At 70.6% G+C, this 22,175-nt stretch carries 19 protein-coding genes and 3 pseudogenes; 13 read left to right on the forward strand and 9 right to left on the reverse strand.

The window, feature by feature from the left end; translation table 11 throughout:
- Window positions 1–176: 176 nt before the first annotated feature.
- Together ACZ7OY_RS41455 and ACZ7OY_RS41460 are read left to right on the forward strand one after the other, a co-directional pair.
- Window positions 177–785 (forward strand): HD domain-containing protein, encoded by a 609-nt coding sequence (locus ACZ7OY_RS41455; RefSeq protein WP_472250700.1) that lies wholly within the window; start codon window positions 177–179, stop codon window positions 783–785.
- Window positions 786–890: 105 nt separating this feature from the next.
- Window positions 891–1,712, forward strand: a pseudogene (locus ACZ7OY_RS41460) (IS5 family transposase).
- Window positions 1,713–1,724: 12 nt separating this feature from the next.
- Here the strand turns inward: ACZ7OY_RS41460 and ACZ7OY_RS41465 are convergent.
- Both ACZ7OY_RS41465 and ACZ7OY_RS41470 read right to left on the reverse strand, forming a co-directional pair.
- Window positions 1,725–2,231, reverse strand: a complete 507-nt coding sequence (locus ACZ7OY_RS41465; protein ID WP_472250701.1) for a DinB family protein — start codon at window positions 2,229–2,231, stop codon at window positions 1,725–1,727.
- A gap of 469 nt (window positions 2,232–2,700) precedes the next feature.
- Window positions 2,701–3,588, reverse strand: a complete 888-nt coding sequence (locus ACZ7OY_RS41470; protein WP_472250702.1) for a prohibitin family protein — start codon at window positions 3,586–3,588, stop codon at window positions 2,701–2,703.
- A 243-nt stretch (window positions 3,589–3,831) separates the two neighbouring features.
- Here ACZ7OY_RS41470 and ACZ7OY_RS41475 point away from each other — a divergent pair, with 243 nt between their 5' ends.
- Complete coding sequence (locus ACZ7OY_RS41475) at window positions 3,832–4,086, forward strand: transposase (RefSeq protein ID WP_472250746.1); 255 nt, start codon at window positions 3,832–3,834, stop codon at window positions 4,084–4,086.
- Window positions 4,087–4,144: 58 nt separating this feature from the next.
- Here ACZ7OY_RS41475 and ACZ7OY_RS41480 read toward each other — a convergent pair whose 3' ends face one another.
- Window positions 4,145–4,861 (reverse strand): SUKH-4 family immunity protein, encoded by a 717-nt coding sequence (locus ACZ7OY_RS41480; RefSeq protein ID WP_472250703.1) that lies wholly within the window; start codon window positions 4,859–4,861, stop codon window positions 4,145–4,147.
- On the opposite strand from ACZ7OY_RS41480, the gene ACZ7OY_RS41485 reads away from it, so the two are divergent.
- The 3 genes from ACZ7OY_RS41485 (at window position 4,851) to ACZ7OY_RS41495 (ending at window position 6,888) form a co-directional block, all read left to right on the forward strand.
- On the forward strand, window positions 4,851–5,504 hold the full coding sequence (locus tag ACZ7OY_RS41485) for a hypothetical protein (protein WP_472250704.1): 654 nt from the start codon (window positions 4,851–4,853) through the stop codon (window positions 5,502–5,504). The two genes, ACZ7OY_RS41480 and ACZ7OY_RS41485, sit on opposite strands and share 11 nt — an antisense overlap.
- Before the next feature lie 239 nt (window positions 5,505–5,743).
- The gene (locus ACZ7OY_RS41490) at window positions 5,744–6,238 is read left to right on the forward strand and encodes a hypothetical protein (protein WP_472250705.1); all 495 of its coding nucleotides are present in this window, start codon (window positions 5,744–5,746) and stop codon (window positions 6,236–6,238) included.
- Complete coding sequence (locus ACZ7OY_RS41495; RefSeq protein WP_472250706.1) at window positions 6,235–6,888, forward strand: hypothetical protein; 654 nt, start codon at window positions 6,235–6,237, stop codon at window positions 6,886–6,888. Before ACZ7OY_RS41490 ends, ACZ7OY_RS41495 begins: the two co-directional genes overlap by 4 nt.
- A gap of 98 nt (window positions 6,889–6,986) precedes the next feature.
- On the opposite strand, the gene ACZ7OY_RS41500 is transcribed toward ACZ7OY_RS41495, so the two are convergent.
- Both ACZ7OY_RS41500 and ACZ7OY_RS41505 read right to left on the reverse strand, forming a co-directional pair.
- On the reverse strand, window positions 6,987–7,142 hold the full coding sequence (locus tag ACZ7OY_RS41500) for a hypothetical protein (RefSeq protein WP_472250707.1): 156 nt from the start codon (window positions 7,140–7,142) through the stop codon (window positions 6,987–6,989).
- A gap of 366 nt (window positions 7,143–7,508) precedes the next feature.
- Window positions 7,509–7,898, reverse strand: a complete 390-nt coding sequence (locus ACZ7OY_RS41505) for a hypothetical protein (RefSeq protein WP_472250708.1) — start codon at window positions 7,896–7,898, stop codon at window positions 7,509–7,511.
- 68 nt (window positions 7,899–7,966) lie between these two features.
- Here ACZ7OY_RS41505 and ACZ7OY_RS41510 point away from each other — a divergent pair, with 68 nt between their 5' ends.
- The gene (locus ACZ7OY_RS41510) at window positions 7,967–11,557 is read left to right on the forward strand and encodes a hypothetical protein (protein ID WP_472250709.1); all 3,591 of its coding nucleotides are present in this window, start codon (window positions 7,967–7,969) and stop codon (window positions 11,555–11,557) included.
- A 243-nt stretch (window positions 11,558–11,800) separates the two neighbouring features.
- Here the strand turns inward: ACZ7OY_RS41510 and ACZ7OY_RS41515 are convergent, their stop codons facing one another.
- Window positions 11,801–12,430 carry an Imm21 family immunity protein gene (locus ACZ7OY_RS41515; RefSeq protein ID WP_472250710.1) on the reverse strand — a complete coding sequence of 210 codons (630 nt, stop codon included), beginning with the start codon at window positions 12,428–12,430 and terminating at the stop codon, window positions 11,801–11,803.
- Between the two features lie 188 nt (window positions 12,431–12,618).
- A complete protein-coding gene (locus tag ACZ7OY_RS41520) occupies window positions 12,619–12,960 on the reverse strand; it encodes a hypothetical protein (RefSeq protein ID WP_472250711.1) in 342 nt (113 codons plus the stop codon).
- A 216-nt stretch (window positions 12,961–13,176) separates the two neighbouring features.
- On the opposite strand from ACZ7OY_RS41520, the pseudogene ACZ7OY_RS41525 reads away from it, so the two are divergent.
- A pseudogene (locus tag ACZ7OY_RS41525) lies at window positions 13,177–13,619 on the forward strand (transcriptional regulator); the annotation flags it as partial.
- Here ACZ7OY_RS41525 and ACZ7OY_RS41530 read toward each other — a convergent pair.
- Window positions 13,607–14,587: a threonine ammonia-lyase gene (locus tag ACZ7OY_RS41530; protein ID WP_472250712.1), complete on the reverse strand. Its 981-nt coding sequence runs from the start codon at window positions 14,585–14,587 to the stop codon at window positions 13,607–13,609. The pseudogene ACZ7OY_RS41525 and the gene ACZ7OY_RS41530 sit on opposite strands and share 13 nt — an antisense overlap.
- Window positions 14,588–15,586: 999 nt before the next feature.
- Here ACZ7OY_RS41530 and ACZ7OY_RS41535 point away from each other — a divergent pair.
- The 4 genes and pseudogenes from ACZ7OY_RS41535 to ACZ7OY_RS41550 all read left to right on the forward strand — a co-directional run bounded on the left by ACZ7OY_RS41535 (window position 15,587) and on the right by ACZ7OY_RS41550 (window position 18,470).
- Window positions 15,587–16,000: an aggregation-promoting factor C-terminal-like domain-containing protein gene (locus ACZ7OY_RS41535; protein WP_472250713.1), complete on the forward strand. Its 414-nt coding sequence runs from the start codon at window positions 15,587–15,589 to the stop codon at window positions 15,998–16,000.
- A gap of 716 nt (window positions 16,001–16,716) precedes the next feature.
- Window positions 16,717–17,001: pseudogene (locus ACZ7OY_RS41540) on the forward strand (transposase); the annotation flags it as partial.
- A gap of 163 nt (window positions 17,002–17,164) precedes the next feature.
- Window positions 17,165–17,533, forward strand: a complete 369-nt coding sequence (locus ACZ7OY_RS41545) for a zinc ribbon domain-containing protein (protein WP_472250714.1) — start codon at window positions 17,165–17,167, stop codon at window positions 17,531–17,533.
- Window positions 17,534–18,119: 586 nt separating this feature from the next.
- Entirely contained in the window at window positions 18,120–18,470 is a 351-nt protein-coding gene (locus ACZ7OY_RS41550; RefSeq protein ID WP_472250715.1) for a methyltransferase domain-containing protein, read from the forward strand.
- A 218-nt stretch (window positions 18,471–18,688) separates the two neighbouring features.
- Here the strand turns inward: ACZ7OY_RS41550 and ACZ7OY_RS41555 are convergent, their stop codons facing one another.
- A complete protein-coding gene (locus ACZ7OY_RS41555; RefSeq protein ID WP_472250716.1) occupies window positions 18,689–21,487 on the reverse strand; it encodes an ATP-binding protein in 2,799 nt (932 codons plus the stop codon).
- Window positions 21,488–21,685: 198 nt separating this feature from the next.
- On the opposite strand from ACZ7OY_RS41555, the gene ACZ7OY_RS41560 reads away from it, so the two are divergent.
- Window positions 21,686–22,138, forward strand: coding sequence for a pyridoxamine 5'-phosphate oxidase family protein (locus tag ACZ7OY_RS41560; protein WP_472250717.1), 453 nt, complete (start codon window positions 21,686–21,688; stop codon window positions 22,136–22,138).
- The last annotated feature ends 37 nt before the right edge of the window (window positions 22,139–22,175 follow it).

Genomic DNA, 22,175 nt, shown 5'->3' on the forward strand with positions numbered 1-22,175 from the left:
TGTGGTACACCGTGTTTCCCTGCTTTGAGCGTTCGGTGTGGCTCTTGGCGACAAGGTGCTCCAGGGTGTTGCGTCCGCCCGTCGCGGGCTTTCGTCCCCCGTGCTCTTCGCCCGACGATTCCCGCAGGTCACCTCCCATCCACCCGCCGTACCGTCGCCTGCATGAGCCTGGCGCTATGAATGACAACCCGGCGACGCCCGACGGCCCTGTGCGCCCGGTGGACCCCATTCGCTCCGTGGACGGGCTCATGGCCCTGCTCGCCGACTGTGAGGACAGTTGGGACACTCCGGACAGGTCCGGTGACCCGGTGGACATTCTGGACCACGGGCTCCAGGTGGCGGCGGTCCTCGCACAGTGGTGCCCGGACGACGAAGAGCTGCAGGTGGCAGGGCTGGTCCACGACATCGGTCACCACCTGCTGCCCGGCGACGAGGCGGGACACGGCGAGCACGCCTCGACGGCGGTGGCGTCGCTGCTGGGACCACGCACCGCACGTCTCGTCGCGCTGCACATACCGGCGAAGCGGTACCTCGCGGCAACCGACCCGCGGCTCGCGCTGTCGCCGGAAAGCGCGCGCACCCTCGGCTGCCAGGGCGGCGCGATGACAGAGGCGGAGGCCGCCGCCTTCGAGGCCGACTCCGACTTCGCGGCCGCGGTGGCGTTGCGCCGCGCGGACGACGCGGGCAAGGTCGTCGGTCTGCGGGTGCCGGGCCTGGCCCACTGGCGTCCGGCCGTCGAGCGTGTCGCCGCCTCGGCCGCCGAGGGACGGGGGCTGTCCCGCTGATCCCCGGCCGCCCGGACCGGCGCGGAGCCGACCGCGCCGGCACAGAGGCCAGGGCGGTGTCGGTGAAGCCGAGCGAGCGTGGTGGAGCGAAGCTGGCGCTCCGTCCTGGTCAGGCGCTCGGCATGCCGACTGTGGGGCTGGGCTGGGCACCGCGGGATCTTGTACCGGAATCGCACGGGGGTGCCCTGGCGGGATCTTGCCTGCACGTTTCGGCAAGTGGAAGACCGTGTACGAGCGGCACAGACGATGGTCGGCGGACGGCACCTGGGACAGCCTCTTCGCGGCCGTCCTGGCCGACGCCGACGCTGAGGGCCGCATCGACTGGTCGATGGTGAGCGTGGACTCCACCTCCTGTCGAGCCCACCAGCACGTCGCCGGAGCCCGCAGGAGAAGCCGGCGGGTGCCGGGAAGAGAACAACGCCCCGGCAGCACCGCCCCGACGAGGGACTCGGACGCTCCCGGGGCGGCCTGACCTGCAAGATCCACCTTGCCGGTGAGGGTGGACGCCGCCCCCCTGCTGATCACGTCGGGCCAGTGGGGCGACGCTCCGCAGCTCATCCCGGTCATGGAGCGCATCTGTGTCGGCCGCCTCGGTGGCGGACGCCCGCGGCGCGCGCACCCGGCTCGACCACCTCGGCGGCGACAAGGCGTACTCCTCCCGCCGCAACCGCCGCTACCTGCGACGACGCCAGATCAAGCACACCATCCCCGAACCGAGGAACCAGCGGGCCAACCGTCAACGAAGAGGCAGCAAGGGCGGCCGGCTCGCAGGCTTCGGCAAGACGATCTACAAGCGCAGGAACGAAGTCGAGCGGACGATCAACGCGTTGAAGAACTCCCGGGCCGTGGCCGCGAGGTTCGACAAGCGCGGCTGCATCTTCCAACACCGTCACCGTCGCCTCAATCCGACTCTGGCTCCGGCTGTGATCTCCGCCGGATCTAGCCGCCGGTCGTGCCGTCGAGCATCTCGCGCAGGATGTCCAGGTGGCCGTTGTGGCGGGCGGTCTCCTCGGTGAGGTGGAGGAGGATCCAGCGCAGGTCGACGTGGAGGCCGTTGCGGACGGATCGCTGGGCGTGCTTGTCCAGGTCGTTCCCGGCGACCAGTTCGCGGTAGCGGGCGCTCTGTTCGGCGTATTCGTCGAGCAACTGCGTGAGCGGGAAGTCGACTGCGATACGCATCTCGCGGTCGGGGTCCTCCTCGGTCCAGGGGCCCCGGTCTTCTTCGCCGAGGAAGACCACTTGGAACCAGTAGTACTCGACCCAGCGGAGATGGTTGATCACCCCGCTCATGGTCATCAGCGGTGAGCCCGGCAGGAGCGCCTTGCGGGCATTCTCCGCAGAGACGCCATCGCACTTGGCGCGGGCGGTGTCCCGTGCGTAGTCGAGGAACGTGGTGAGCTGGGTGCGCTCGTCCCACGCGGGCGGTGTGTCGTCGATTCTGGTCATCGCGCGAAGCGTCCCCGATCACCGCGACCGATGTCGAGGCATTTACGACGGGCCCAACCTGCTCCACTCAATTCCTTGTCCGATGGGTCGCTACAGCCGTTCGGCGCCGGTGGGCCGCCCGGCATGATCCGCCGGACAGGCTGACCTCACACAGGCCGCCTGATTGACATAGGAGCCATAGGACGCAACCACGCGGGGCGCGGCCGCCAAACCGGAGCTGGCCAAGGCGATGCTGCTGGGCGCCCCGCCTTGCCGCTGCCGATTACCTGGGGTGACTACCGATGCCGCCTACGGCCGGGAGTGGCGCTTTCGCCGAATGCTGAAAGAAGCCACCACCGGCTCCGTGCTCACCGTTCCCAAGTCCCCTCGCCTCGGTCTCCGGTCCGGGAGCAACGGCTTGATCCGTGCCCATTGCACATCAGTTGACGGCACACCCGGACCAGCGGCCGACTGATCCAAACGAAATGGCCTACTTCTTGGTGTTGTCCACGATGACCGGTGTGCCGTTCGAGCCTGTGCCGCAGGGGACCGCGTAGACCGGGTTGGACTTGGCGGCCTCCCTGTAGGCGTCGAGGCACTGGTTGTAGAGGACCTTGTCGGTCAGGGACTGTTCGATGATCTTGTTGGCGCGGGCGATGCCCTCCGCCTCGATGCGCTTGCGCTCCGACTCCGCCGTGGCCGTACGGGAGGCCTCGACGGCGCGCTCGGTGGCCTGTTCCTGCTGGATCTTCTTGTCGATCTGCTCCTGGAGCTGGTCCGAGGGCTTCACGTTGCGCAGGTTGACGGCGGTGACATCGATACCGCGCGGTGCCAGGCGCTTCTTGACGAGCGTCTCGATCTCCGCGCCGATCTGCTCGCGGGCGGAGGCGTATCCCTCCTCGCTGGTGTGCTTCGCGAAGACGTTGCGGATGATCTCGCGGCTGTCCGGCACCACCAGCCGTTCCTGGATGGCCTCCTGAGTGCCCGCCAGCCGGTACAGCGCGACCGCCTTCGACGGCACCACGGTCCACTTGATGGTGACGTCCGCATACAGCACGCCGCCCTGCGCGGAGCGCACTTCGACGACGTCCTTGTCATGCAGGTCGAGGTCGACCGGGCGGGTGGAGAAGGACGTGACATCGGTGAACGGCGACTTGAAGTGGAGGCCGGAGGTCAGCGGCGTGCCGACCTTTCCGAAGGTCACCGGGACGCCGACCTCGTAGGCGTTCACGACGTGGACGCAGGCGAAGACGCCGGCCAGAACACCTCCCAGCGCGCTGATCGCCGCCCCCAGCTTCCAGCCGTTCCCGTCGCGGCCACGGCCGACGAAGAACACGGCGACCGCCGCTATGAGCAGCAGTACGCAGAGTACGACCATTGAAATCCCCCTTGGGAGCATGGATCCCCGCTCCCCCCGGAGCGGCTGGCAGCGCAGCCTATCGGCGACTGGGACCAGTGGGGGAGGAGTGAACGGACAACTGGATGAACAGTCATCAGAACAAGGTCTATAGAACTGACGATCATCGTTGACACCTGGATCTCCGATCACTACGGAGATCCACATGTCGAAGTCCAATACCCTTCGCCGCTTGACCGCGAGGCCAAGCGGCATCTGGCCGTCATACGCCGCGTTGAAGAAGCCGGCGGAAAACTGCTGGAGTGGATCCGGCAAGCCGAGCAGGACGCACCGAAGCCCGTGAGGGGCTTCGCCGGCTTCCTCCGCCAAGACCTCGACGCAGTGGCTGCTGGCCTGACCTTGCCCTGGAGCTCCGGGGTCGTCGAAGGACACGTAAACCGGGTGAAGACGCTCAAGCGGGCCATGTATGGCCGAGCTTCGTTCGAACTCTTCCGTACCCGCATCCTCACCCAGCAGTGAACCTCCAAGTCTGGGGCAGGACAGGGGGCGCGATCGTCAAGTAGTGCCGTCCGCCGGGTCACACAGAGTTTTCGCGGATCAACTCAATCCAGACCGACGGCAGATCGTCGGCCTCTGCTTGAGGATCGATGTGTCGTGCCGCGTCCACCACAAGCTCCACGCACGAGTAGACGCGGTCGTAGTGCCGCATGGACTCCGCCTCTCCAACCGTGTACTCAGGTTCCTCAATCTGCTGCAGGATCTGCAGGGCCGCTTGCCACCGCCAGGCCGTCTCGACGTACTGGGCGACAGAGGAACTGAAGACGCAGACCGCAGGCTTATGGAAGCCCTGGTTGTACGGCCGGAGAACCTCCGGCATGTCGTCGATGGTGATCGGCGCAGGGAGAAGGCACAGAACGCGGCCTTCCCCGGGAACCACACCAGCCACACAACTGCTCGGATCGGACCCCCAGTAGCCCAGGTCGTAGAGCCGTTGTTCGTCCTTGACCAGGCGGCGCTCGTGCTCTCCAGCTCTGTTGGGCAGAACTGTGGGGAGCATGTCAGCCTGGCGAGGCGTGAAGAGCGGCGTCCGTGGCAAACCCCACTCATACAGAGCAGCCCGGTCGCCTTCCGGGAGGTCCCATCGCTCGGCAGCCTCGACAGCAATGCGGGACTCCGCGGTCACCAGACGCGATACGGGCAGCGACAACACCTGGCGAAGGGCGTCATGGATCGAAGCCCACCCGTCTGCACCGTTGCTCTCCACCCACGTCAGCATTCCGGCATTGACGCTCATCTTCAAGATCGTTCACGGAACTGCGGCCAGAACCGATTTCGGGCTCTGGCCGCAGTTCCATGAATCCCAGCGCCTGATGCGCCGGCAGAGACAGATGCGCCGATCGCCCCGCCTCCCGACCGTAGGGCATGCTGTTGCGGTGAGTCATCCTCAACAAGCCTGGCAGGAATGGCTGAACAGCCTGGCCGGGCCACAGAAGGCTGCCGCGGATTCGCTGCGTGCCCGGTTCAGCGCCCTCGGCGTCACCGATCCTGTTGACTTGATCAAGTCGGAGGTCATGGAAGACCTTCCGCAGCTCGGGCGATTCGTGCTGCTGCGGAGCCTGTGGGATGGTGCGATCGACGGCTGGACCGTGCCGTGCTCGCTCGATCAACTGCCGGCCGCGCAACGCCTCCTTGCCGCCGGAGCGGACCGGGAGGACCTTGTTCGCCTGGTCCGAGCCGTTGCCTATGAGGCCGTATTCGCGACGCTCGACGAGCTGGACGCCGGCGGCGATGTGAACGTGTCGGGTGCGGAGGTCGGCTGGGTGGTCATGGAGTCGGACGAAGACGGCTCTCCGACTGGGAGGGCCTTGTCGGGCCTGCATGAAGACCTCCTGACAACGGATCCCAGCGGGCGCGACGGAGCTGACCTCTGGCAATGAGGGCAGTGTTTTCGGCTGATTGATGCAGGTCACGACTGGGTGAGGATGCGGGTCCGGCGGAAAGCCCGTGGTGGTGTGTCAGCGGGTTCGGCATCATCTCGGTGTGATCGTGATGCAACCTGTTCTGGAGATCCTCGCTGCCGACGGCTTCGCGCTCTGGCCGGTTGGCGAGCACGGGTCGTACGACTACCTCGTGTTGGACGGGGGAGCTGACTCCGGCGGAGGTCGGCACGGCGGTCATGCGGATCGCCGACTCCAACGGCTTCGAGCCGGAGGAGGAGCACGGGCCGTGCCCGACCGACCCGCTCGGCGCGTTCCTGCACGGGCTGCTCACCATGCCGGACCTGTTCGCCGCCGGCGGGTTGCGGGTGACCGACATAGCCAGCGGCACCGTCTTCGTCGAGCCGGGCTGCTGCAACGGCCTGGAGACCTGGCGGGACTGGCAGGAGGTGCTGGACGGCGACGGCTGCTCCTACTTCGGCCACGACCCGTCCTCGGCGGCCGAACGTGTCGGCGACACCGTCCGGCTGACTCTCGACGCCTACGCGAAGGACGGAAGCCCGGTGATCGAGCTGCCGGTGGACCAGGTGCGCGCGCTCGTCGCCGGTGCCGAGGCGGACTTGCGGGACTTCCTCTGCCTCGCCGGAACCTGGGCCGAACAGCACCTGCCGACACACGCCGCCGCCGTCACGGCCGCCCTGGCCCGGGCACTGGATCTGGAGTTCACACAGTGACCAGCTTCCTGACCCACCGGGCGTACGTGCACGACGCCCGGCTTCCCCTCCACCGGCGGCACAGCGCGCTGCGCACCTGCCTCACCGTTTTCGCTCCTTACGGCCTGCGGGCGACGTACCACCACCTCACGCTCAGCGCCGCGATCCCCCGGCGGCTGGAGGCGGACCCGGACGCGCTGGCGCGGGCGGTGGAGGAACTGCACGAGGCGCGGGTGCTGTGGCTCGTGCGGGCAAAGGAGTACGCCGTGCAGCGTCGGGCGGAGAAGCAGGCCGGGCGGCGGGCTGTACCGAACCCTCGGCCGTGGTGGCTGCGGAACTGGTGGGAGAGCCCGGAGCGTGCCTGGTTCGACGACCCGTTTCGCCACCCGTCGCTGCGACTGTCCGAGTACGTCCGGCGGCAGAACGCGCTTTTGGACGGCGCCGATCTGTCCGGCTGCCCGGCTTGCGGGGACGAGGGACCGCTGGAGCCGAACTCGACCGGGCACGTCTGGGTCGAGCTGTGCCGTGGGTGTGCGTGGGCGCCGTCGCCGTGTCCGTGCGGGCAGCAGCACCGGCTGGTGCCGGAGCTCCCCTACGGCTGGAAGGAGGTCTGGCAGCGGGCGCACATGAGCGATGACGGCATGCCGAACCCACACTGGCCTGCGAGATAGCCACTCGGATGCGGCACGGCGAACACTCGGGAAGCCGAAGCCCGTAAACCACGGCAAACCCGATTCGCAGCGGGCCGTGGAGCTGCCGTGCGGGGAGGTCAGGTGATGGTGCACAGGATGTTCGCGAGGATCTCCTCGTGCGGTGCTGGGCCAGGCTGGAACCGGTCGAGGAGGTCGCGCAGGAGCGTCGGCGGCGCGAGCCGGTCGCTACGGCACGGGCGCAGCCAGTGCGGTCCGGGATTCGTCTGCGCCATCGACGGTAGAGCGAACTGGGGCGGCCTGCCCAGACACGTGCCGTACCGGTGCGGCTCCCAGGTCTCGCTGGTTCCAGGAGGCACGAGCCGGAGCAAGTGGCCACCAGTGAACGCCGACAGCCACGCCCACTGCTTCCCTGTCTCGCCGAGGAGCGACAGTCAGCTCAAGTGCCCGTCTGCATCCGCACCGTCTCCCGGCGCCGCCGTCGCCCCGCAGCGGTCAGACTGCCGCCATCCGCATACTTCACACACCACGAGATACAGCCAACGCAGCGGGCCTATCAGGGACTTCGCGACAGTTCACCCTGACGAACCGATGTCAGTGGACCGGCGTGGTTCGGGGGTGACCGGTCGAGTCGGCGTCACTCAGTGGTCACCGGTTGAGGCGGTCCCGATGTCGCCGCCCGCAGCGACCGAACGGTCACCCGACGCGCTCACCGGACCGGCTGGCGCGGACGACGACGGCGGCATCCTCGGGGAAGCGGGCGGTAACGCGCTGTCGCCGGTCGTCACAGAGCCGATGTTCCCGCCAGCGGCGACCGAGCGTTCGCCCTCGGCGCGTACCTGCGAGCCGGAAGAGCCGGCACGCGGACCGAGAGCCGCGTAGAGGGTGAGTGCCAGACCGACCAGTCCGGCGGCCCCTCCACCCACGCTCGCCCAGGGATCGGCCGTGGCGACATCCAGGGCCCCGCCCACCAACAGCGCTGCCGCGCCCAGCCCGCACAGCGCGACACCGGTCCACATCAAGGCCTTCATGACGGCATCCTTCCCCGCTCCGACGGCGCTTACGGGTTCGGCGGCCCTGCGACGGGCACCATGCTGGCATGCGCGGTACGGGGAAGCGGTCGGTCACGGCGGGCGGGGACGTCGGTGTCGCCGTCACGGGGGATCACAATCACGTCGTCCTCGCGCCCGTTGTCCGGTCGTCGTACGGCGAACAGGTGAGGCGGATCGCACCGGGCCGACTCGTCGGCCGCGAGAGGGAGTTGGCCGAACTGGCAGCGTTCTGCTGTGCGGAGTCGGGTCCGTCCCACGTGTGGTGGCGAGCGGATGCCTGGGCGGGCAAGACGGCCCTGCTCTCCTGGTTCGCGCTCCATCCGCCGCCCGGAGTACGGGTCGTGCCGTTCTTCGTCACCGGCCGTCTCGGCACTCACAACGATGTCGTCGCCTATGTCGACGTCGTACTCGAGCAGTTGGCGGAACTGGCGGGTGCCGGACTTCCGGCGTACCTGACCGAGGCGACCCGGGAGGCGCACCTGCTCCGCCTGTACGGGGAGGCGGCCCGCGCCTGCGCCGGGCGCGGCGAACGCCTGATCCTCCTGGTGGACGGGCTGGATGAGGACCGCGGTGTCACGACCGGCCCCGGTGCCCACAGCATCGCGAGCCTGCTGCCCAGGGCTCCCGAGCCCGGCATGCGGGTGGTCGTCTCGGGGCGGTTCAATCCGCCGCTGCCCCCGGACGTCTTGGATGGCCACCCCTTACGTGCGCCGGACGTGGTCCGTCAGCTGGCCGTCTCGCCGGCTGCGCGGGCGATCCGTACGGAGGCCGAGCGGGAGCTCAAGCACCTGTTGGAGGCTCATGGTCTGGAGTACGACCTGCTCGCCCTCGTCACGGCAGCCGGCGGGGGCCTGTCGGCAGGCGACCTGACCGCTCTCACCGAAGCTTCGCCGTTCCGGGTGGCCGACGCGCTGCGCACCCGTGCCGGGCGTACCTTCACCGCCAGGGATGGCCTGTATCTGCTCGCGCACGAAGAGCTGAGGGCACGCGCGGAGGAGATGCTGGGCGCCCGCGAACTCGGCCGACAGCGCGAGCGATTGCACGACTGGGCGCAGGAGTACGGCAGGCGGGGCTGGCCTGTGGACACGCCGGCATATTTGCTGCGCGGCTACTTCGCGATGCTCCGGTCGATCGGGGACGCGGATCGCATGACGGCACTTGCGCTGGACCGGGACCGGCAGGCCCGTATGTGGGAGGCCACGGGCGGCAACGCGGCGGCCCTCGCGGAGATCCGCTCGGCGCAGGAGGCGCTGCTCGAGGGCGACGGTGAAACGACCCTGCCGGACATGCTGGCACTGGCCATTAGCCGCGACGAGTTCCAGCGCCGTGGCCGGGGCATCGCTGTCGGCCGTCCTGCCGCATGGGCGAGGATCGGCTGGCACGACCGTGCCGAGGCGCTCGCCCACAGCCTGCCCCTGTTGTGCTGGCGGGCTGTGGCCTTGGGGGAGATCGCCCTGGAGATTGGGACGAACGGAGAGCGGGAGGAGGCACGGCGGCTGCTGGCCGACGCGGAACGCGCGGCACGTGAGGACGGCCGGGACGGCAGAATCGGCCACCTCTCTGCGCTGCGCACGATTCGGCACGCCTGGGTCACGCTGGGAGAGACCGACCGGGCCCATTCCCTGGAGCGCAACGCTGCGGAGGAGTGGCTGCGCGAAGCCGAACTGGGCGCCTTGGTCGAACAGTTGGTGTGGTCGGGGGAGGTCGATGCGGCCGAGTCCGTGCTGTCCGACCTTCGGGACGCCGAACCGAAGACCTTGGCGGTGGCGGAAGTGGTGGGCGCTCTGGCCGACCGGGGTGAGTTCGAGCGGGCCGAGTCGTTGGCACGGAGCATCGTCGGACGAGGCCGGGCGGCTGGGCTCGCCGAGGTCGCCTACGCCAGGCGCGAGGCGGAGGCAGAGCCGTCCGGCCTGGCTCTGTTCGACGAGGCGGTGCGCGTCGCCGAGTCCGCCGAGGACCGGGGCCATGTCGTCGAGGGACTGGCCTGGTCCGGGATGTTCGACCGTGCCGTGACGCTCGCCTCGCGGGCGGCGACCGGCCCGATCCCGTCGCGGTCCTGGAACCAGCTGGGCTGCGCCTTGGTATCGGCGGGACAGCACGAACGCGCCGAGGCGCTGGCCGCCGCCCGGGCGGACCCCGAGGAGGGGGACCGTATCCGGGAGGGCATGCTCCGGGCGTTCGCCGAGGATGGCGCATACGACCGGGCAGAACTCCTGTTGCGCACACTCAGCACCGAGGGCGCGAAAATGGATGCCCGGCAGAGTTTCGTAGGCGCTTTGGTGGAGGCGGGAGAGTTCGAACGGGCCGTTGATGTCGCCGTCGAGGAGACCTGGCCGCGGGAACTGGGCCAGGTGGTCGACGGGTTGCTGCGCGCGGGCGACTTCGCCCGCGCCGACGGGGTCGCTCGGTCCGCACAACAGCCGTCCCTCAGAGTGGACCTGCTCACCAGCGTGGCCGTCACCCTGTGGCGCGCGGGGCGGCGGAAGGAGGCCGAGAGCCTGCTGCACGACCTCACGTTCGTGGGACAGGACAGCGACACGATCCGCGAGCAGCGGACCATGGTGTGCCGCACGATCACAGCGTTCGCCGACGACGATCGACCGGAGGAGGCACGGGCGCTGCTTGCCGTCCTGCCGCCCCGGCCCGTTCCCGAGGACCCCTTGGGGGAGAGTGAGGAAGCGACGGCATTGGCTGCGCTCGGGAAGTACGAGGAGGCGGTTGCCCTGGCCCGACGACCGGAGCACGCCTTCGTGCGGGGCCTGCACCTGGCGTCCCTGGCGCGGCGCATGATCAGGGCCGGCGAATCGGAACGCCTTCTCATTCTCATGGCAGGCTGCGATGAGGAGGAGTGTCAGCACGCGTGGCCCGACGTGGCCGAGGCGGCCACGGAGCGGGGGGACTACGGTCTGGCCGTCGAGGCGGTGAAGCGGATGGCCGGTGTCGACCGGTGCTGCGTGGCCCTGGGAGGCATCGTGCGCTCACTGGCCGAGTCGAGCGACGAGCACGACCGCGCCTGGGCGGCACACCTGCTGGAGATCGCCGCTGCGGACGCCGACGCGGTCGAGGCGGAGGCGCTGAAGTTGGTGAAGGCCCGTGGCGCCGATGCGGTGGATACCGACACGGCATCCCGTTGGCGGGCCGCGGCCGTCCGGGCGCAGGCCGCCGTCGCGCGGGCCAGGATCGCACTCGGCGACCGGGACCCGGCCGCGCGCTGGCTCGCCGAGACGGAGACGGAACTCGACGCTGTCCCCGAGTTGTTGACGCTGGCGGACTGTTTCGCGGACCTGGCCGGGGTGCGCCTCGACCTCGGTCGCTACGATGAGACCGAGGCGCGCGTCGATGCCATGGACCGCTCCGACGACCGCGACCGGTCGAGACTGGCCCTCGTCAAGGAATACGTCCTCATGGGGGAGTTGGACCGGGCCGTCGCACAGGCCGTACGCATCGATGCCCGCGGCGATCGGGCGATCGAGGCGTACCTCCTCCTCGCGGAGCACGCCCCCTGGGACGAGGCGTGCCGTTGGCTTCGCCTCGCGCTGCACCATGCGGAGTGGACGAGGACCCTGCCCACACTGCTGTGGGCCGAGCCGACGGCCGTACGCCAGGCGACGGACGCATGCATGGAGATGTGGTTCTAGGTAGGGGACCGTGTCTTCGGGCAGGAACATGGCGCTGAACGTCGCGGCCACCGCCATGGCACTGCTGCTGACACGGCTCGCCACTCCGACTACCGGGGCAGCCTGGCCGCGCGCTCGGGGTGGGCGGCAGTGACGTAGCGCATGGCGGTCTGCTCGGTGATGCCGAACAACCGCATCGGTCTGAGGGGGCGGCGCTCTCCAACGCCTCGTGGAGGATCGGGTCCTGGCACAGGCCGGCCGGCGTCAGGACCTTGGGGAGGGCCGCGCGCCGATATTGACGACCGGCTGTCCTGCGTCATCGAGGTTTGTGCCAGCGAAGACTGAGTGATGCGGGTTGCTGGTCGTCAGGCCGGGCCGTCCTCGGCGACGAGCTGCACCACACCCACCCACGGGAATGGGGTCTGTCTCATGGACGGCACGCACTCTCCACCGGCCGGCCGGAAGCTTCACCAGAGCCTGGTCCGGTCGGCCTCCATCGGGGTAGTCCACTCCCAGATCGGCGCCCGCTTCGGCCGAGTCCATCAATACTGCCGGGCCATCGGTGACCCACAGCCCGCCGTCGTCCCATGCGGTGTCCGGGTCGGCCATGACTGCCTCGGCCGCCGAGAACAACTCGGCCTCCGAGTCCGCAGCCAGCCACCTCACGAACAGCAGCTTCTCGGGCAGGAAGCACGTCGTTGCAGGTTCATCGGCCAGAACGAGAACCGTGGCAGCTTCCGCGCCTACGATGATCACCCCGGCCCAGCCCTCCACCTCGCAGGCGCGGTCGCAGTCATCCCGCCCATCGGCATTTCCCAGGACGGATCCGTCCTGCGTGCACCCGCCCCAGGCGTTCACCGAGGACTCCGGAACGACGATCAGCGGGCCGCCCATCGACCGGACCCAGGCCGGCGCGGCACGAACGCGGCGATCGGTGTCGTGAGAATCGTCCGTGCGTGCAGTCTGCCGCCCCTGACTGACACGGCCCGTAGGCCAGCCAGGTCGACCGACAAGCGGTCACTCAGACTTCGATGTCACACCCTCGAGGATTCGATGGCACAGGGCACCGGCGCGGGGAGAAGTCATTCCTCCGGGATCAGGCACACCCCGCGGCGAGCCGCGTCCTGGGCCATCTCCGAGTAGGCCAGGGCTGCCGGAGTCATCTCCCATTCGGCCATGGCGAGCATCAGGACCAGCTCGTCGCGGTCCCGGGACGCGTCGCACGGCATGCCGGCCGCGGTCGCGGCCGCCACCAGATCCCCGCCGGACAGCCCGGCGAAGCGGGCCGCAACCGTGTCGCGCAGGTCGGCAAACCCCCGCTGGCACAACTCGCTTGCTTCGCGCAGGAGCAGCACCAGGTCCTCGTCGGGGCTGGCCGGTGCGGCCGCGGCGAGGCCGAGGAGGCGTTGCGTGGTTGTTGCCATCAGCAGCAGTGTGCCTTTCAAGAAGGAGCGTGGGCCGGGTTCCGAGCGGGGCCAGGCGGGCGCCCGGCGGAAGTGCCGATGCAGCGCCTGGGCGGCGCAGGCGTACATGGCCTGCCCACCGGCGCTGTGCTCCGCCAAATCCCCAGGGCAATCCGTGATTTTCCGGTACCGGGGGCAGGCGGCCCTTACTACAGTCGAGGTCCGCTCACAAACGGCATACGGGGGAGGTACGGCGCGAGCGGCATCAAGAGCCACGAGGCTGTCGCCCGTCAGCTGGACGCGCTCGGCGGCTCCATCGCCACCCCCGTTACCGCCCGCCGCGGCCTGTTGGCCCGCCTGCACTACCTCACCCGCACGGACCATGTCCGTGCCGGCGCCCACGCGGCCGGCCTGACCGTCACCGCCCGTACCCTGCGTGCCTGGCTGGAAGGCGCCCGCTCGCCGTCCAGGCGGAACTTGGAGCGCATCGAGCATGCCTACCGCGCCGTGCGGCGCGAGAACGTTGCCCGCTACCTTCTCGCCCGCCTCAACCGCGACGGCCGCGGCACCCGCGTGGAGATCCACCCGCTCAACCAGTCCAGGTCGACCGGCCACGCCAGCGCGTGGTGGAGTTCCGCACACCGAACGTGCGCCGCTGGGGCAATTGTCAAGACCTGTGGGTGGGAGCCGCGCCTACCCATTGGTGATAAGCGTCTACGTCGACGTTGCTGCCGCACACGATGGTGACGACGTGTCGGCCGGCGAAACGGTCACGGTCTTCGAGGATCGCCGCGATGCCGAGCGCGGCCGAAGGTTCGACGACGAGGCCTGCGTGGTCGAGGAGCATCCGCATACCGGCGATGATCGACGCCTCCTGGACCAGGACGGCGTCGTCAGCGACCAGGAGGAGGTCGTCCAGGACGGCCGGGATGGGACGCCGGCCGGCGACGCCGTCGGCGATGGTGTCGGTCGAGTCGGTGGTGACGACGCGCCGCTGGCGCCACGAGTGTGTCAGCGCCGGTGCGCCCAGCGGCTGGACGCAGATCACCTCGACTTCGGGTGCCAATGCCTTCACCACATGACCCACGCCGGTGGCCAGCGCCCCGCCGCCGAGGGCAATCAGGACAGCGTCGAACGACGGCGCGGTGTCCACCAGCTCCAGGCCGATGGTCGCCGCGCCCTCACAGGTCTCGATGTCCAGGCTGTCCTCGACCAGCCGGATGCCGTCATACCGTGCGATGGCCGCCGCCCGCTCGCGGGCCATCTCGTGGTCGCCGTCCACCAACTCCAATCCGGCGCCCAACGCGCGGATGCGATCAAGCTTGGTCCGAGTGGCAAAGCGGGATGCCACGACGGTGACGTCGAGTCCTCGGCCGCGGCCGGACCACGCGAGGGCTTGGCCGAGGTTGCCCGCGCTCGCGCACACCATGGCGCGCGGCCCGCGGTCAGCGAGCAGGCTCGCGACTACCTCGGTGCCACGGGCCTTGAAGCTGCGGACCGGGTTCGCCGTTTCCAGCTTGATGCTCACCGCGCACCCGAGGCCGGGCTCCAGAGCTTCGCAGCGGTACAGCGGAGTGTCGCGAAAGACCGGGTCGATCACCCAGCGAGCCGCCCGGATACGAGCAGTGTCGAGACGCGTCTCCTGCACGGCACAGCAGCGTAGCGCCATCGGCGCTGGTTCCATGAGCAACTGTCGCAAGTCGTAGGCCGGTTGAGGTGTGTCTCGCTGCGGCGGGTTCCGCGGGGCATTCAACGAGGTGTCCGTTCTCGAAGAGGGCGCCGGCCCGGACAAGGGCGCCGAGTTTCCACCGAACCCGGCACAGCGCAGAGCCCCCGCCGACGGCGAAGCCCGACGCCCTCGTTCCCTCACCTCCACCTCCTGGTACCGCCAGGCCCGAACCGCTTCCGGCCAGGACTCGATCACGCTGCCGAGCACACCCCGGGGTGCCGTGCCAGGCGCGCCGGCGCGGCAACGGGAGCGACCGCGGCAACCCGGTCAAGGCCGTCCTCGGCATCCGTCTGGGCGATCGGCACGAGGCACACGCATCCCCGCTTGCCCGCCGATCCTCCGCACTCGGCCGGGCGATCCGTATGGACGCCCGCGCAAGACGGTCTCGGGACCGGGTGGCGACAGTGCCGCAGAGGTGTGTGCCGGTGACGGTCTCGGTATCCGGGGTGCCCCCGGTGGCGGCCGGCTCAAGGCGGGGTCGCCTCCGTGCCGGTGCTGGCACCGGTGCGCCGCACCGCACGCCAAGCCGCCATGCCGGCCGCCTTCGAGACCGCGGTCACAGGCACCCCACCCGCACCGTGAACCTTTGTGCACGCAGCGTGGCGGAACCGGTGAAGCACCCCACATGACCCATGTCACCCACTACCCGCGATAGTGGAGTAAAAGGGATATGCGCGAGTGACGCTACTGCCTCTGACCTGCAGATTGAGAGCTAGCTCACACCAGTCGGCAAACACCCTAATGCGGCCACAACTAGTAAAAGGGGTCATTGCGGACGCTTCTCGGGCCTGCTTGTCTTGAGGACGTCGCCAGGCACCACAACCCCCCGGGGTCGCGGTGCCGACGCATGCCAGACCCACGCACCCCCCGGTCCCGGCGAGCGAGCGACCTCCTTGTCCCCGAAGAAAGAGGCTCTCTGTGTCCGTGTCCACCATCCGTCGCATCGCCAGCCCGAAGAAGGCCCTCACCGTCGTCGCCGTGGCCGCCGCCACTGCCGGAATGGCCCTCGCCGCGGCCCCCGCGCAGGCCAGCACGACGTCCGCCTCCTCCGCTCAGGCGATCGCGCACCGGATGATCCCGGACGCGGCCCAGTACAACGCCTTCAACCAGATCGTCACCCACGAGAGCGGCTGGAACCACACCGCCACCAACTCCTCCTCCGGCGCCTACGGCCTCGTGCAGGCCCTGCCCGGCTCGAAGATGGCCTCCGCCGGTGCCGACTGGAAGACCAACCCCGCCACCCAGATCAAGTGGGGCCTGGACTACATGAACTCCCGCTACGGCAGCCCCGCCCAGGCCTGGGACTTCTGGCAGACCCACCACTGGTACTAAACAGAACGGCACCACGCCACACACCGAAGGCGGCAGTCCCCTCCCCGGGACCGCCGCCTCCGGCGTTTTCCGGCCCACCCGCCATCCACCGGCTCCCGCCCCGACCAGCCTGTGATCCACGCAAGAGCTGGCCCTGCCGATCCACCGCAGGCCAGGGCGTGAGGGCTGCCGGGGCGCACGTACCCGGTCCACCGTCGGCCGATACACCAGGCACTGCGTCCGAGCCTGCCCGGCCCGCACCGGGCGCCGCTGCGGCGCTCACCCGGGTCGGAGCCGTTCAGGAAGACGACCGGCCGGTGACCGCTGGACGATGGCGGCTGGGATGCACCGCCGAAGCAGCAGCACACCGTGAGGCGGATCCCGGGACGGCTCCAGCGCGAGCCCGGTGGGAACGATCGCGTGCTCGACGGGGTGCGCCACGCGAGCCGGCGACGCCAGAAGACCGCACCACCAGCCCGGGACGGACGCCGAGACCGACTCCGGCCAAGCGTCGGAAGGCGCGCCTGGCCTGCCGGTTCACCACCGGCACCATCCGCATCGACGCCGACGGCCGGCACGTCACCCTGCCTCGCCTGGGCACGATCCGCACCCACGAGCCCACCGGCAGCCTCCTGGCCCGTCTGCAGGCCGGGACGGCCCGGATCCTGTCCGCGACCGTCCGGTACGAACGCGGACGCTGGTTCGCCTCGTTCCAGACCGAGGTCGGGCGAGACCTGGTGCGCGTCACGCGCCCGGACACGGCGGTCGGCATCGACCTCGGCGTGAAGAGCCTCGAAGTGATGGCCGACAGCATGGGCAAGATCCGCACCGTCGCCAACCCGGCCCACTACGACCGGGCGCTCGGGGAACTGCGCCGCGCCTGCCGCGTCGTCTCCCGGCGCCAGGGCCCCGACCGGCGCACCGGGCAGAAGCCCTCGAAGCGCTGGGAGAAGGCCGACGCCGCCCGCAACCGGATTCACCACCGGGTGGCGAACCTCCGCGCCGACGCCCTCCACAAGCTCACCACCGCCGTGGCAGCCGAGTACGGCACCGTCGTGGTCGAAGACCTCAACGTCGCCGGCATCCCCGCAACCGGCGCCTTGCCCGCCGGATCTCGCCGACTCCGGATTCGGCGAGATCCGCCGACAGCTCGCCTACAAGATGCGCCAGCGGCATGCCACCCGCATGGTGGTCGCCGACCGCTGGTGCCCCTCCTCGAAGGCCTGTTCCGGGTGCGGCGCGGTGGAAGTCAAGCTGCCGCTGCACGTCCGGACCTACGGATGCGACGTCTGCCACCTGGTCATCGACCGGGACGCAGGCGCCGCGCTCGACCTCGCCGCACTCGCGGCAGCCTGCATGACTGGTACCGGAGTGGCCGGAGACCAGGACACCGACCTGGCGGTGTCGAAACCTCGCGGAGCCGACCGTAAGACCCGCGCCACCCGCCCTCGCCGCCAGGCGGAGGCGGGGCGGGCAGGTGGCGCAACCCTGCCGCCACAGCGGCGGACGGAAACGAGAGACCGTCCTCAAACCGAGCCCCTGATGCTCTGGTGATGCGACGGACCATCCGGGCCGAAATGCCCGAATTGCCGAAGCCTGACTACAGCCTCAGCAACGGCATGCTCGAACGGCCACGTCCACCCATCCGGCCCCCTGGGCGGCTGAGGCTGATCCTCTGCAGGGGACACCCTGACAGTGGATCGTGGCGGTCCAGAAAGGGATGTCCAGGTGAGACGCCCCTCCGTATCCGCAGGAGTTCCGGAAGGACGCTCGCGCTGGACCGCGCGTCCGGCGGCAGGCGCACGTATGCGGCGGCGGCCGCGGATCCCGGGATCACTGAGAGACACTGCGCACGCGACTCGGCAAGGACACCGCTCGGTTTGTGCCCCAGCCGTCGGACAGCAGCGTGCAGAGTCCGGCCAAGGAGTCGGCCCGGCTGCGGGGCGAGAACCAGCGGCTGCTGAAAGCAGAAATGGAGTGTGGCAGCCGGAGCGAGAGACTGTGCGTCGGGCGAGCGGCATGGTGATCGGCGTGGACCGCGACCCGGCGACGCACCGGCGACCTGCCGGCGGTCCACCTCCGCGAAGCGGATGCCCTCGCCGTCGCGCCCGGCACGGTGGACGGGGCCAAGATCGACCGGATGCTCATGCACGTCACCGACCCGGCCGCTGTGCTGCAACAGCTCCATCGGGCCGCCCGGCCCGGAGCACGCGTCGGCCTGGCCGAGCCGGACTGGGACACCATGGCGGTCGATGCCGAAGATTTCGACACCAGCCGCGCGTTCACCCGCTCCACCACGTTCGAAGTGGTCCGTCACGCCACCATCGGACGCAGCCTCGCCCGTCTTGCGGAGAGATCGGGCTTCGCCGTCGAGACGGTGCGGGCCACCACAGCGGTCTTCCTCGACGCGGATGACGCCCTGGGACTCGGCCGCAACGTGCAACGAGGCATCCGAGACGGCCACATCGACGAGCCACGCGGCCGCCGCTGATTCGCCTCCCTCTGCGAAGGCCCCCTTTTCGCCTCCTTCACCCTCGTCACCGTGATCTGCTCCCGCTGACGAAGGACCGGCTCGCGCCGCGACGGACGGGTGCTCGTCACGCGTAGTCGGTACCGCAGCCGGCAGGTTCCGCCCGGCGAGAGCGTGCCGCGGCCGGTGCCGTCGGCGCACGGCAGCGCTTCCGGGCGCAGGCAGGTCCGGCGCAGCGTTCACCGGGCCCCGGGAGCGAGGCCCAGGGCGGCGAGTGCCGCCGTCCCGGCGGCGGCATGGCCGTTTCCGGCAAGCAGCAGCGTGCGTGCCGCCTGGTAGTGGCAGCCGGACGCGTCGAATGCCGCGGCGGTGGCGAGCTGCCGCGTCATGTCGCCCTCCAGCAGTGCCCGCGCGCGCTGCAGTTGGGCGCCGGCGACCGGGTTGCCGGCGACCAGACGGAGCCCGGCCTCCACGCGCTCCCCGGCAGCCGGATGCCCGGCGAGTACCGAGGCCTCGGCCCGCAACGCCGTGTACCAGTGCAGCCATATCCAGGAGATCCACTTCCACACCCGCTCCGGCTCCGGCGCGAGCCGCTCCAGGGCCGCCTCGGCGTCACCGTGGTGCAGCAGCACCATGGCGTCGAACACCGCGCCGTAGCCGTGGTGGTGCTCCGACGCGGTACCGGCCTGCCCGACGATCGCGAGCCAGGCCGCCCGGGCGTCGTGGTCGCCGCGCAGGCCGTGGATCATCGCGACGGACGCGGCGGCGGGACCGAGCGAGAACGACCGCTGCCGGCCGCTGTGCTGCCATGCGTCGAGGAACCTCTCGCCACCGGTGAGTACGGCGTTGGCGTCGCCCGCGAAGGCGTTCGTGACCAGGAGCCAGGACGTGGCGTGGTGGCGCACCTCGGCGAACAGTGGCTGGTCGGCCAGTTGAACGCCCCACTCGCGGGCCTGGGCCAGATTCCCGACGCCCAGGGCGGTGCCGGCGGCCATGGCGAGGGCGTCCATCAGCTCGTGCGTGGCGGCCGGCCCATGCGGCACCGACGCCAGGAGGCCGATCCGGCGGCGGGCGGCATCCGCGGCGCCGAAGGAGTCACCGGACCAGGTCCGGGCGCCGGAGAGCGCGTCGAGGGCCGCGGACTCGCCCACCGGGTCACCGGCCGCGCGCGCGAGTGCGACCGCCCGTTCCGCGTACCGGACCGTGCGCTCCGCGGTGTTGTCGGCAGCCCCCTGCACGGCGCCGAACGCGTCCGCGAGCACGGCCGCCTCGGCCAGTGCGACGGCCGCCTCGCCCGCCGGGTCACCGTCGCCGGACAGCTCTCGCGCCGTCGCGAGCACGCCGGACACCTCGTCCACGGTCGGCACCAGCGCGAACTCGCTGGAGAAGCGATAAGCCACAGTGGCGGCGGCCGCCAGATCACGGCCCGCCGCGACGGTGTCACCGGCGCCGCGGGCGACCTCGGCGGCGGCGAGGTGCAGACGGAACATGTCGTCGCCGAGCCTGCGGCAACCGGCCACCCCCGCCGCCTCCCGCAACGCGGCGGCCCCTGCCGCGGCACCGGCGAGCGCGGCCGCCTGCTCGAACCGCTGCTGGGCCTCACCGAGCAGGTTGCCGGTGAACGCCAGTCCGGCCAGGGACAGCGCGAGACGGTGGGCGTCCACCTGGTGCTCGGGCCGGTCCACGGCCCAGGCCAGGGCCGACCGCAGGTCCTCCGCCACCGCGTCGAACTGCCCGCGCCGATCCGTGCCGTCACCGTCCGCAAGGGCCGTCGCAGCGGCCAGGCACCAGCCCAGGTGGCGGGACCGCACGTCCACCAGTTCACCGGCGTGGGCGAGCCGTTCCGTCCCGTACTGCCGGATCGTCTCCAGAGCGTGGTACCGGGTGCCGGCCGCCGACGGTGTCGCGGTGAGCAGGCTCTGTTCGGCGAGCCTGCCGAGCCCGTCGGCGACCGCGACCGGATCCAGCGGGGCGAAGGCCGCCGCCGAGGCGGCCGCCTCGGCGGTGAACGGCAGGACGAACACCGAGATCCGGCGCAACAGCGCCCGGTCCCGCGGCTCCAGCAGGTCGTGACTCCAGTCCAGGGCCGCCCGCACCGACCGGTGCCGGTCCTCCGCGCGCGGCCCCCCGGCCAGGATCCCCAATTGGTCGCCGAGCCCGGCGGCCAGACCGTCCGGTCCGAGGGTCGGCCACCGCGCCGCCGCCAGCTCGATCGCCAGCGCCATCCCGCCCAGCCGCTCACAGACGGCCGAGATCTCGTCGAACACGGACGGATCCGGCACCGGCCCGACCGCCGCCGCCCGTTCCACGAACAACGCCACGGCCTCCGACTCGCCCCCGCCGTCCCACGACAACGGCGGAACCGGGAAAACCCACTCGAACGGCACCATCATCCGGGCCCGGCTCGTCGCCAGCACCCGCACGCCGGGGCAGGCCACCAGCAGCCGCTCCACGAACGGCGCCACCCCGTCGCGTATCTGCTCGCAGTTGTCCAGCACCAGCAGCGCCCCGCGATCCGCCAGCGCGGCCAGGACCGCCTCGTCGACACCGAGACCCGGCTGCTCGCCCACACCCACCGCCGCCGCGACCGCCGCCCCCACCCGCTGCGCGTCGGCGACCGGGGCCAGATCGACGAACCACACTCCGTCGGCGAAGACACCGGCCTCGGCAGCCTGACGTGCCACCGCCAACGCCAGCCTGGTCTTCCCCACCCCACCGGGACCGACCGCCGTCACCAGCCGACGCGATCCCACCGCCGCCGTCAGCTCCGCGCGCTCCCGCACGCGCCCGACGAACGCTGTGAGCGTTTCCGGCAGCACCGGCGCCGGGCGGGGGCGCCCCGCACGGGCGGACTCCGCCGCTCGCCGGGACAGCGCCCGTCGGTCCGGCAGCGCCAGCTTGCGCAGCAGCGCGGAGACATGCGACTCCACGGTGCGGACGGAGATGAACAGCCGCTCGGAGATCTCCGCGTTGCTGAGGTGCTCCCCGAGCAGCGCGAGCACTTCGGATTCCCGAGCCGAGATCACGTCAGTGGACACGGGGTCATTATCCGTGGTGCTCTCCGTGGTCGGCACGGAGGCGCCCCCACCCCGCCCGCGGGAGGCTGTGAGCACGCCGGTCAACCCCGGTGCGACACACAGGGGTTGGCCCTGATCCACCACCATGGGAGCGACCATGACCCGCTCGTTCGCCCGGCACGGCGCCGCCGTGCCGCACACCGTCGCCTGGCCCGCCCGGTGAACGCCGGACCCCGCTCCCAAGCGGTGCGACGCCGCGACACCGAGCACCGCCTCACCCACGACGTCGACGTCTGGGTGGCCAGCGCCTCGGCCGACGGCACGCCGTACCTGGTGCCGCTGTCCTTCGACTGGGACGGCGAAACGCTGCTGATGGCCACCCCGGCCGCCAGCCCGACCGGCCGCAACCTGACCGCCTGCCGGACCACCCGGCTGGCACTCGGTCCCACCCGCGACGTCACGGTGATCGACGGCGACGTCGAAGTCCTCGAACCCGATGCGCCGCCGCGACAGCAGGCGGAACGCTTCGCCGCACGCACCGGCTTCGACCCCCGCGCGCAGAACACGCCGTACCGCTGGTTCCGCGTCACCCCGCGCCGCGTCCAGGCCTGGCGCGAGGCCGACGAACTGCCCGGACGCGACCTCATGCGCGACGGCCGCTGGCTCGGCTGACCCGGCCGCGAGACCCCCCGATCACCCCTGAGCACAC

Source organism: Streptomyces sp. NPDC107559, from assembly GCF_055657365.1.